Origin of the sequence: Serratia sp. BNK-23 (genome assembly GCF_047456145.1) — a bacterium.
GTDB classification, from domain to species: domain Bacteria; phylum Pseudomonadota; class Gammaproteobacteria; order Enterobacterales; family Enterobacteriaceae; genus Serratia; species Serratia nematodiphila.
In genome coordinates, this window is record NZ_CP179900.1 from 2,499,256 (window position 1) to 2,510,527 (window position 11,272).

General features: G+C 56.8%; 8 protein-coding genes. 6 read left to right on the forward strand and 2 right to left on the reverse strand.

Annotation, left to right across the window (positions count from 1 at the left end; genetic code table 11):
• Positions 1-2: 2 nt before the first annotated feature.
• From pqqC to pqqF, 4 genes are read left to right on the forward strand one after another with little or no spacing between them, the layout of a single operon-like run.
• Entirely contained in the window at positions 3-758 is a 756-nt protein-coding gene (pqqC, locus tag ACMGF9_RS11775; RefSeq protein WP_130054977.1) for a pyrroloquinoline-quinone synthase PqqC, read from the forward strand.
• Positions 758-1,036, forward strand: coding sequence for a pyrroloquinoline quinone biosynthesis peptide chaperone PqqD (gene pqqD, locus ACMGF9_RS11780; protein ID WP_015376770.1), 279 nt, complete (start codon positions 758-760; stop codon positions 1,034-1,036). The genes pqqC and pqqD overlap by 1 nt, the downstream gene beginning before the upstream one ends.
• Entirely contained in the window at positions 1,029-2,165 is a 1,137-nt protein-coding gene (pqqE, locus tag ACMGF9_RS11785) for a pyrroloquinoline quinone biosynthesis protein PqqE (protein WP_033634064.1), read from the forward strand. The genes pqqD and pqqE overlap by 8 nt, the downstream gene beginning before the upstream one ends.
• Before the next feature lie 2 nt (positions 2,166-2,167).
• Positions 2,168-4,480: a pyrroloquinoline quinone biosynthesis protein PqqF gene (gene pqqF, locus ACMGF9_RS11790; protein WP_021504591.1), complete on the forward strand. Its 2,313-nt coding sequence runs from the start codon at positions 2,168-2,170 to the stop codon at positions 4,478-4,480.
• A 157-nt stretch (positions 4,481-4,637) separates the two neighbouring features.
• On the opposite strand, the gene ACMGF9_RS11795 is transcribed toward pqqF, so the two are convergent.
• The gene (locus tag ACMGF9_RS11795; RefSeq protein WP_004928502.1) at positions 4,638-4,952 is read right to left on the reverse strand and encodes an AprI/Inh family metalloprotease inhibitor; all 315 of its coding nucleotides are present in this window, start codon (positions 4,950-4,952) and stop codon (positions 4,638-4,640) included.
• 98 nt (positions 4,953-5,050) lie between these two features.
• Positions 5,051-6,490 (reverse strand): serralysin family metalloprotease, encoded by a 1,440-nt coding sequence (locus ACMGF9_RS11800; protein WP_021504590.1) that lies wholly within the window; start codon positions 6,488-6,490, stop codon positions 5,051-5,053.
• A 948-nt stretch (positions 6,491-7,438) separates the two neighbouring features.
• On the opposite strand from ACMGF9_RS11800, the gene ACMGF9_RS11805 reads away from it, so the two are divergent.
• Entirely contained in the window at positions 7,439-9,544 is a 2,106-nt protein-coding gene (locus ACMGF9_RS11805) for a putative bifunctional diguanylate cyclase/phosphodiesterase (RefSeq protein ID WP_414160250.1), read from the forward strand.
• A 303-nt stretch (positions 9,545-9,847) separates the two neighbouring features.
• Positions 9,848-11,197 carry a glycosyltransferase gene (locus tag ACMGF9_RS11810; RefSeq protein WP_226882959.1) on the forward strand — a complete coding sequence of 450 codons (1,350 nt, stop codon included), beginning with the start codon at positions 9,848-9,850 and terminating at the stop codon, positions 11,195-11,197.
• The last annotated feature ends 75 nt before the right edge of the window (positions 11,198-11,272 follow it).

Below are 11,272 nucleotides of genomic sequence, written 5' to 3' on the forward strand. Positions count from 1 at the left end.
CCATGACGCAACCACGCCCCCTGACGCCGCAGGCATTTGAAGCGGCGCTGCGCGCCAAAGGCGCTTATTACCACATTCACCACCCGTACCACATCGCAATGCACAACGGCGAAGCGACCCGCGAGCAGATCCAGGGCTGGGTGGCCAACCGTTTCTACTACCAGACCAGCATTCCGATCAAGGATGCGGCGATCATGGCCAACTGTCCGCAGCCGGACACCCGCCGTAAATGGGTGCAGCGTATTCTGGATCACGACGGCTACGGCGGCAGCGAAGGCGGCATCGAGGCCTGGCTGCGCCTCGGCGAGGCCGTCGGCCTGCAGCGCGACGCCCTGCTTTCTGAACAGCTGGTGCTGCCCGGCGTGCGCTTTGCGGTGGATGCCTACGTCAACTTCGCGCGCCGCGCCTGCTGGCAGGAAGCCGCCTGCAGCTCGCTGACCGAACTGTTCGCGCCGCAGATCCACCAGTCGCGCCTCGACAGCTGGCCGCAACACTACCCGTGGATCGACGCCGCCGGTTACGACTATTTCCGCAGCCGCCTCGGCCAGGCCAACCGCGACGTGGAACACGGCCTGGCGCTGGCGCTGGACTATTGCGACACCGTAGAAAAGCAGCAGCGCATGCTGGAAATCCTGCAGTTCAAGCTGGACATTCTGTGGAGCATGCTGGACGCCATGATCATGGCCTATACCCTGAACCGCCCGCCTTACCACAGCGTGACCGCCGCGCGGGTCTGGCACAACCAGAGGCTGGTGTAATGACGCTGAACCCTGAACATACCCCGGTATTCCGCCGTGGCTACCGCCTGCAATGGGAGCCGGTGCAAAACAGCCACGTGATCCTCTACCCGGAAGGCATGGCCAAGCTGAACGACAGCGCCGCCGCCATCTTGCAGCTGGTCGACGGCAACACCACGCTGAATGGCATCATCGCGCAGCTGAACGCCCGCTTCCCCGGCGCCGACGGGTTGGCGGACGACGTGCTGGAGTTTTTCCAGCGCGCCTACGAACAAAAATGGGTGACCTTCCGTGACTGAACCACGTGCGCCGGCGGTGAATCCGCCCCTCTGGCTGCTGGCGGAGCTGACCTACCGCTGCCCGCTGCAGTGTCCGTACTGCTCCAACCCGCTCGATTTTGCCGCGCAGGAAAAAGAGCTGACCACCGCGCAGTGGATCGAGGTGTTTCGCCAGGCGCGGGCGATGGGCAGCGTGCAGCTCGGCTTCTCCGGCGGCGAGCCGCTGGTGCGTAAAGACCTGCCCGAGCTGATCGCCGCCGCGCGCGATCTCGGGTTTTACACCAACCTGATCACCTCCGGCATCGGCCTGACCGAGAAGAAACTGCAAACCTTCGCCGACGCCGGGCTGGATCATATTCAGATCAGTTTTCAGGCCAGCGACGAAACGTTGAACGCCGCGCTGGCGGGCTCCGCCAGGGCGTTTCAGCAGAAGCTGGCGATGGCCAGGGCAGTCAAGGCGCTCGGCTATCCGATGGTGCTCAACTTCGTGTTGCATCGCCATAATATTGGCCAGATCGACCGCATCATCGAACTGGCGATCCAGCTGGATGCCGACGACGTCGAGCTGGCGACCTGCCAGTTCTACGGCTGGGCGCACCTGAACCGCGAAGGGCTGCTGCCGACCCGCGAACAGATCGCCGAGGCAGAAGCGGTGGTGAAACGCTATCGCGAGCGCATGGCCGCCGACGGCAAACTGGCCAACCTGCTGTTCGTCACGCCGGATTACTACGAGGAGCGGCCTAAAGGCTGCATGGGCGGTTGGGGCGCCATCTTCATGAGCGTGACGCCGGAAGGCATGGCGTTACCCTGCCACAGCGCCCGTCAGTTACCGATTACGTTTCCGTCGGTGCTGGAGCACGATCTGCAGCATATCTGGTACCACTCCTTCGGCTTTAACCGCTATCGCGGCTATGACTGGATGCCGGAGCCCTGCCGGTCCTGTTCGGAGAAAGAGCAAGACTACGGCGGCTGCCGCTGCCAGGCGTTCATGCTGACCGGCAACGCCGACAACGCCGACCCGGTGTGCGGCAAATCGCCGCATCACGGCACCATTCTGGCGGCGCGTGAAGCGGCGAATCGCTCGCAGATCGGTATCGATCAGCTGCGCTTTCGCAATCAGACCAACTCCCGACTGATCTTCAAGGGCTGACGATGACACTCGCCGCTTCGTGGCAGCTCGATAACGGTTTGGCCGTCAGGGCGATAAGCACCCCGGCCGCTGAGGGCGCCGCCGCACTGGTGTGCATCGAAGCGGGCAGCTTTCAGGCGCCTGCCGCCTGGCCCGGCCTGGCGCATCTGCTGGAGCATATGCTGTTTCGCGGCAGCGCGAACTTCAGCGCGCAAGATGGGCTGATGGGCTGGACGCAGGCGGCCGGCGGCCGGCTAAACGCCACCACCCAGGCCACGCAAACCGCGTTTTTCTTTGAAGTGGGCGCTGCCCCTCTGGCGGAAGGGTTGGCTCGGCTGAGCGATATGCTCGCCGCCCCGCAGCTGGCGGCTGAGGCAATCGCCCAGGAGATCGAGGTCATCGACGCCGAATACCGCCTGCTGCGCGCCGACGGTGAAACCCGCTGCGAAGCGGCGCAGCGGCAGATGTTCAGCGGATTTGACGCGCTGCATCGCTTTCATATCGGCAGCCGCGCCGCTTTCGGCAGCGATATTTCCGCATTGCAGCAGGCGTTGCGGCAGTTTCACCACCACTATTACCGCGCACCGAACATGACGCTGTGGCTGCAAGGCCCGCAATCGCTCGAGCAGCTGCATGCGCTGGCACAGCGCTACGGTGGCGGCTTGCCGTCGGGCAGCGCCACGCCGCCCGAGACATTGCCGCCGCTGGCCGCCGGACAAGATTACACGCTGTCTCTTCCCGGCGCGCCGCAGCTGCGGCTGGTGTTTGCCCTGCCGCACTGCCGTTCACGCGGCTGGCTGCGACGGCTTGAGCGTTTATTGCTGGACGATGCCCCAGGCGGGCTGCTGGCACGGCTGCGCGCGCACGCGTGGGGTGACGCCGTTCGTCTGGATTATGCCCGCTGCGGCGAAAACAGCGCCCTGCTGAGTTTTATTTTCACCGTCAATCACGGCTCGGCGTCTGAGGCCGCCCATATCGAAAGCGCCTTGCTAGCATGGCTGCAGGCCCTGAACGCGCTGACACCGGGCCAGCTCGAGCATTTCGGGCAACTGGCGAACCGCGATTTTCACCGTTTGGCGCCGCTCGATCAGCTGCGGGCCAGGGCATTGGGGCTGCCGCCGACGGAACAGCATGACGACTGGACACGGCAACTCGCTATGCTGATGGCAGCGCCGCGCCGCCGCCTGGCCGTGCTGCCCGAGGGGGGCGGTGAAACGCGCGAAATCCAAGGGCTGCCGCTGACCCTTGGCCCCTTCGTCGGCGCCGCGCTGACGCCTACAGCGGAGCCTTTCCGCTTTTTCTCCGCTTCGGCGGCGCTGCCGATACCGCCCTTGCCGGCCGGCCAGGCGCCGCTGCAGCATCTACGTTCCGGCGAGGCGCAGCCGGTGCTGTTGCTGCGCCCATCGTCGCATGGCTCACTCAGCGAAGAACAGGCCTGTGGTTTGCAGGCGGCATTGCGCCCCGGAGCGGCCGAGTTAGCGCATCGGGAGGGACATTTAAGCGTCGAACGCCACCAGGGTGTGTGGCTGCTGCAGCTGGCGGGCAGCCACGGGCTGATCTGCCACGGCCTGAACGTCGTGAACCGGGCCCTGGCGGCGCCGTCGTCGGCCGTCATCAACGAGGCGGCGAGAAACCTGCGCCACGCGCAGTTAAAACAACAAAACGATATCGCCATTCGCCGCCTGTTAGCCCAATTGCCGGCGGCGTTGAACGTCTCTACGGCAACGGCGCCACACTGGCATGCCACCCTGGTCGGCGGCGATGGCGAGTTAAAACGGCGGCTGTCACATTTGCTGTATGACTTCCCCTACGCCATAACGGCTGAGCCGCAAACGCCGCCGCGTTTACCTCCTCCTGTCACGCTGACGGAAAGCGGCGCCGAACACGCCTTGCTGCAGTTTTACCCGCTGCAAAGCGATGAAGCCGAAGGCCGCTGGGCGCTGCGCGTGCTGGCCCGGCTTTACGCGCCGCGCTATTTTCAGCGGCTGCGCGTGGAACGCAACGTGGGCTACGTGGTGCAATGTGCCTTCCACCGCTGCACCCATGCCGAAGGCCTGCTGTTCGCGCTGCAATCCCCGACGTTCACCGCGGAACAGCTGCGGCAGTTAACCGACGAATTCTTGCAGCAGATGCATCATGAGCTGACGCACGTTAGCGTTGGTGAGCTGGAGCAAACGCAACAGGCGCTGCAACAAAACTTGCAACGCCTCAGCGCCGAGCCGTTGCAACGCGCGCGGGAGATTGCGTTGGAAAATCGCGCGACCATTGCTGCCGCTGCGCCAATCACGCTGACACAACTGTTGCACTGGCAGCAGCGGCTGTTCGTTGCCGGCTGATATTGCGCCGGTGTCCACCCGACGCAATATAAACGCAGCAAGACAACGAATAACCAAGGGAACGATATCTCAGAAAATCGTGAGCGGAGCGACGTGAAACGTGATGACCGCGTTCAGAAGCGCCGGCCGAGGCCGAGGGATAAGAAGGCGTTGTTGGCTAGTTATTTCTCTTCAAGATCTTTCCTGTCTCAGCCCAGATTTGACTACGGTAATGATCGTCTTCCTGAGAGAAGAAAAGTACGGTTAGCCCATCCTTGTCCAACAGCGCAATGCCATCGGGGGCGGGACGCCATGCGGCAGGCTCTTGCGGCAATACGTCGGGCGTGCAATCAGACAAGAATTTCAGGCTATAGCCGCCAGCCGAATCCACACTCTCCGTGTTGAGCTGCACAACACAAGATTTTGATTTATCACTGACCGTCCACTGCCCGGATAGCGTTTCGGCGGAAGGTAAAACCAGGCTACTTGCCATAGAGACTCCTGAAAACAAGAATATTATTCCGACAAGAATAAATTTATACATAGGTGGCCCATGTGAAACGGTGGGCATCATCGCCCACCGTTGCCATTTTAAACGATAAAATCAACAGCGACGTCAGCCTGTCCAACGATGTGCACCAGGAAGTCTGGATTTGCACCGCCCTGGATGTTGAAGGCCAGTTCACTCAGATTGTTCTGGCTATCATAGGACAATAGCGCCTCACCGGCCTGCCCGCTGAAATGATCGACGAACTGAATGAAATCACTGCCTTTATCGCCTTGGTTGAAGAAGGACAGATCGATCTTGTCCTTGCCTGACTCAAAGTCCCAAATTGTATCAGGTGCCTGAACAGGCGAGTCATTAAGATCAGAGAAGACAAAAATGTCATTACCGTCTCCTCCCCATAATTGATCCTGACCAGCCCCGCCGTAAATAACATCATTGCCGGCGCCGCCTTTGAGCGTATTGTCTGCGTGATTCCCAACGATGATGTCATTACCTGAGCCCCCTATCGCGTTTTCGATGGTGACACCGGCAGCGATGGAAACATTCCCTTTTAATCCCCCGACGTCGGAGAAAGCGCCTTCGTTCAAGTTGATACGTTGATTTTGGCTATACCCCGAGAAATCAAGGGTATCATTACCACCTGCATCCCAGACAGACATCACCAGCTTGTCGTGGCTGCCCTTGAGTGTATAGAAGTCTCGGTCTGTATTTGAATTAAACCCGTAAACGGTGTCGCCGGTTCGGGTGGTCATGTTGGCACCGTAAAGATGTTGGATGGCCGCGATATCATCAACCAGCGGTGCAGCGGCATAGTAGTGGCCATGATCCGCATCGGTAATGGATTCATTCCAGTAACTCATTACGCTAAACTGCCGGGTATCTTCGGCGTAAACTGCCTTGGTATAATTTGGGCTTCCTTGCCCCGCATTATACGTTCCCGGATGATCTAACCCGAGAGTATGGCCAACTTCGTGGGTAATGGTTAAACGGCCGTAATTACCCAGCTCAGGATGCAAGTTTTCAGAATGGTTCTTAATATTATACCAACTTTGCCCATCAGAATTGTATCCTCTGTAGTCATTGCCATTATATGAGAATGGTTTCAAGGCATACGCTTGCCCTTTCCCCTCATAATTCCCAAAAGTAATATTGGAAGGTTGATCCGATGCCACTTCGACAAACTTTAGGTTGGCAACATCGGCCCAGGATTGCAAAGATAACTTCGCCTGTTCTTGTTGATGTTGCGTGAACGCACTTAGCCCCGTATCGCGTTCTGAGGAGCGGTGGCCCAGGTTCAGTTCGTTATATTCCCAATCCGGGAAGGAATAGGTCACCGTCGCATCTTTGCCCGTGACGTGAACGCCATTCCAGGTTTTATCGCTGCGCGCTATCTGCAACCCCGCATCATTTATGTCATAGGACGGTTTATTATTGATCGTCAAACCATTCCCGCGCTCATGGTAGTGAATAAGATCGTTAACACTGTCCCAACCTGTTTTGTTTCCATTCATGGTATTACCCATAGCTTTCTCCACAAAGAAGCTAGTATTAATATGACATCCGAAATGTCTCTTGGGGTTAATCAAAGTCCTGAGAATAGCGGTAACCCGATACGCCCCATTCTTTTTGCCAATTCCTTTACACCCAGAGAGTAAATTTAATTTTAACCGCCCGAGGCCTCCTTACCCATGATTGAGAACGTATGCAACTCCGTGAGATCGCGATATATCCGCGAAAAATGCGTGGAAATAATAGACCGCCTTGATCCGGCCATGGCTTAATACTGAGATCTGCTGGTTGAGGCTAAGTGAAGATGCCGCCCAAGAGGCCTGATGACAACTGCCGTTCGATACATTGTCTCGTTGCCAGAGACCACAGCAGACGTGGTCTCGTGTGATGAACGTTGCCTATCATCCGAACCGCTACCTGGGGATCATTACGTGAATGCATTTGCGACACCATCCAGTTTTGCTAATGATTATCATTCGCGAGGCTATCTCACACGTCAGCAAAGTGTCAACAGATGAAACAAAACATTTCTTGATTTATATCATCACTTTTCTCGTCATCGCCCGGGAACCGTGCTTTGGCGCCTGTTGAAACGTGCATAAAATGGTGAGCATCACCGCCATAAGCGAGGATTTCTTCAGTATTGGTGCATAGCGCAAGCAAAATGCCGAGCGCAACAACAGCATGGCAGCTAAACATTTCGCCACATTGAAACATCAATATTGATTACTTTTTCAGACAGTAAAACATCGTGGTCGGAGCACTTATTTTTCGATGCAATATAAGAGGGGCTTATAAATAACAGGAGTATTCCTAATGCGTTCTTGCGTAATCTATTTCATGCTACCAGGCTGGTTCTTAGCCGCGCCCGCTGGCTATTCCCATTTTCATTGGCAATGACTATATTGAAAGAGGCTCTGCTATAGAGCAAGAATATGGGTAATTTTCCGAGGAAATACCGCATGACCCTGTTGCCCAAGCAGAGTAATAACAAAAATCCGATTGATCTCTATAGCGAAATCGTAGACGACTTGCCGGGTCTGATTTGCTTCGGCAACCGCCTTGGCGGTTACTTCAATAAGCAGTGGCGCGACTATACCGGCGCCATCGCCGGTGAGCACGCCGCCGCAGACTGGCTCGATGCACTGCATCCCGACGATCGCGATCGCCTGGCCGCGCAATGGCGCCAGGCGATCGTTGCCCTCTCCTCGTTCGCCGGCGAAGCCCGTCTGCGCGAGCGCAGCGGCGCCTACCGGTGGTTTATGCTGGCGTTTAACGCCCGTCAGGACGGCATGGCGCAGGAGCCCAGCTGGTACCTCACCGCCACCGACATCCATCCGCAAATGCTGCAACGCCAGCAAAACGTTCAGGCGCTCTCTATCCAGCAAGACATGCTGGACGCCAGCGTCGACTGCATCAAAGTGATCAATCACGACGGCACGCTGCGCCACATGAATCGCTCCGGCAGCCTGGCGCTCGGTCTTGATCCGGCGCAAAAAGAGTTTGGCATGCCCTGGCTGGGGCTGCTGTCCCCCGAGATCCGTCGCCGCGGCAGCAAGGCGCTGCGCAACGTCAGAGCCGGAAAAAATGCGCGCTTCACCGGATTGAGCGTGACGCCGCAGGGTAAAAAACAGCACTGGGACAACATTCTCACACCGGTCAGCGATGAACACGGCGCCGTGGCCGAGATCTTGTGCGTCTCGCGCGACGTGACGTCGCAACGCGTGATGGAACAACGTCTGTTGCTCGCCAGCGAATATGACGAATTGACCGGCCTGCCCAACCGGCGCTTATTCAAGAAAAAGCTGAAGCAAGAGATGAAGCGCGCCCTGCACGGCAAAAAGTCGCTTGGGCTGATGCTGCTGGATCTTGACCACTTCAAGCTGGTGAACGACACGCTGGGCCACGCGGCGGGCGACCATCTGCTGCGGATCTTGGGTAAAAGGCTCAGCGCCTGCATGAATGCGCATTCGTTCGTCTCCCGCCTCGGCGGCGACGAGTTCGCCGTGGTGATCAGCGATGTCGAAAACGAGCAGGATATTTTCCGCATCGCCAACAAGTTTCTGCTGCAGTTGGAGACGCCGATCACCCACGGCGGCAAGACGCTGCATTGCGGCATGAGCATCGGCGGCGCCATCTATCCCAAAGACGCTCGCGACGCTTCGGAGCTGATGAAATGCGCCGATACCGCGTTGTATGAACTGAAAGACGGCGGCCGCGGCGGCGTCTACATGTTCGATCGCAAGATGATGGACAAAGCGCGCGCCCGCGCCAGCCAGCTCAACTACGCGCGCCAGATCGTACGCGACAACTGCATCCGCCCCAGCTACCAACCGAAAGTCTGCCTGATCGACGGCAGCATCGTCGGCTTTGAAGCGCTGCTGCGCTGGCACTGCCCGCAAAACGGCGTACAGCTGCCGGCGACGGTAAGCGAGGCGTTCAACGACTACGAATTGGCAACCAAGATCAGCGAAGCCATGCAGCTGAAAGTCTTCGCCGATATCGCCCGTTGGCGCGCGGCCGGCGTGGCGGTGCGGCCTATTTCGCTGAATGTGTCGCCGATCGAGTTTTTACGCGACAACTACGCCGAAACCTTCCTGCAACGTCTGCTGAAGTTCCGCATTCCCCATCACCTGATCGAACTGGAAGTGACCGAACACGCGTTCAACAAGCACGGTTCGAAATACGTACTGCGCGCGCTGCAAATGCTCAAAGAGATGGGTATCCGCATCGCGCTGGACGACTTTGGCACCGGCCACTCCTCATTCAGCCATATCATGGATTACCCGCTGGACTGCATTAAGCTGGACTGCGACTTTATTCAACGCATGAACACCGAACCGGCGATCCTGGCGATCGTGGAAAGCATCGGCATTCTCGGTCAAAAACTGTCGATCGATATCATCGCCGAAGGCGTGGAAACCGAGCAGCAGCGCCAAACGCTGTGCGAAGCCGGTTTCCATATCGGCCAGGGTTTTCTGTTCAGCCGGGCGGTGGAGTCCCAGCAGGTGCCCGAGTTGCTGCAGGCGATACTTCAGCCTGCCGAAGGCGGCATGGCGAATCGTTAAATCGGCATCGCATGCCCCACATTCGGGGGGTTGATCCCCCCTCTTTTCCTCTGCTTGTTTCACGCCTCCCGCACCGGAATATTTGTGAGAGCCCTCACAAAGCATAAACGTATCTTTACATTTTTGAACGGTTAAGCTTCCGTTCTGTCAGATTTGAGTGTATTCCAGAGCGTCAAAACGATTCTTTTTCCACTCAATTGGGAACGTTACCGGAGACTTGTTAAGAAATAGTTAATTTAAATCAATGCACTACAAATAATAGCAGGAGGTACTGCGATGCACGAAAGGCAAGAGAAGAATGCAATGTTCATTTCGTTCGATGCCGTCTCGGTCTCGGGGATCACGGTGGAAGCAATGAAGATTGCCAAACGACTGCAAGCCTGTGGATTTCGCTCTTATCTTGATCTGGGATACGACATCAAGATTGATAAGGGAAACTTTAATAAACCCTATCAGCATGAGCATGACATCTACCGCGATGTCTTTACGCTGGTCCGCCTGGACGACATCACGTCGATTCCAGATTACCACCCCGCCTTTCTCGACTACGCACACGCGGCGTTGATCGGCCAGAAAACGCCCATTGACGAGCAAGAAAAAGCCGCTTTGTTGCATACCATCGCGTTGACGGCGCGGCAGCTGGCGGATCGCCTCGTCGCCCAATGGGAAGCGCTCGCAGTCAGCCATGTGGTGGTGGAAAACGGCACGCTGCCGGAAAACATCATCTATACCAAAGCGCTGTATCTGGCGATCGAAGATTATGGCCGACGTTATCGACTGACGCGTTTCGTCATCTGGCGCGATCATGACCTGATGTGGAACAGCGAAAAAAAGGTGCTCAAATACGGCCCGCCACCTTATTCTCACGCCATCAAACCTATCCCTTCAAAATACATTACCTATGTCACGCTCAATCACGATCTGAAGCAAAAGCTGGAGGCCTGGTGCAATCATGATGTCCATGTCGAGGTAAAGAAAAATACCTATGACTTCTCGGACAGTCACGAAATAACGAATGTCAGAAAGCAGATGAATATTCGCGATAATGATCTTCTCATTGCCAGAACCACCCGCATCATCCCTCAGAAAAGATTGGACCGCGATATTATGCTGATCAGCCGGCTTAATGATTTATTTATCCGCGACCACAACACTCGACGCGCCTATTTGGCGATCGCCGGCAATGAATATGAAAACCCGTCATGTTATCTGCAACTCGCCAAATTGGCGCAGGAACTGAATGTTCTCCCCTATGTCAAATTCGTCGGCATGCTTCCCCATGTCGATATGCGCTCGGAAAACGACGCGTTTTGCATAGAGGACCTCTATCACTCTTGCGACCTGGTCTCTTTTCTCACCTCGTATGATTATGATAGCTATGGCAATCCTATCGGTGAAGCGATCAGTTGCCGCCGTTGCTATATCACCACTCGCTACGAATATTATCACGAAGTCTACGGCCGGCATGGGTTTGAAGCGCCCGTCATGCCGATCTCCGAGTTACAGGATGGGCCGCCGAACGACGAATTCATCCAGGAAGTCTACCGATTCATTAATAACAAGGAGCAGATGAAGCGCGTGGCGGAAAAGAATTACGCGCTGGGCAAGCGAATTTTATCCAACAACGTCATGGAGTTCTTAAATATCAGCTAATCATCGAATAACGTGACATTTCATTTTCAGACAAGCCATTTCTAACTGTGGACTTTCATTAGCCCTTGGAGGATC

Excerpts from the sequence above, each read along its gene's own strand:
- ACMGF9_RS11800 (WP_021504590.1), bottom strand. The coding sequence starts at position 6,490 with ATGGGTAATACCATGAATGGAAACAAAACAGGTTGGGACAGTGTTAAC.
- ACMGF9_RS11810 (WP_226882959.1), top strand. The coding sequence starts at position 9,848 with ATGTTCATTTCGTTCGATGCCGTCTCGGTCTCGGGGATCACGGTGGAA.
- pqqC (WP_130054977.1), top strand. The coding sequence starts at position 3 with ATGACGCAACCACGCCCCCTGACGCCGCAGGCATTTGAAGCGGCGCTG.
- pqqD (WP_015376770.1), top strand. The coding sequence starts at position 758 with ATGACGCTGAACCCTGAACATACCCCGGTATTCCGCCGTGGCTACCGC.
- ACMGF9_RS11805 (WP_414160250.1), top strand. The coding sequence starts at position 7,439 with ATGACCCTGTTGCCCAAGCAGAGTAATAACAAAAATCCGATTGATCTC.
- ACMGF9_RS11795 (WP_004928502.1), bottom strand. The coding sequence starts at position 4,952 with ATGGCAAGTAGCCTGGTTTTACCTTCCGCCGAAACGCTATCCGGGCAG.
- pqqF (WP_021504591.1), top strand. The coding sequence starts at position 2,168 with ATGACACTCGCCGCTTCGTGGCAGCTCGATAACGGTTTGGCCGTCAGG.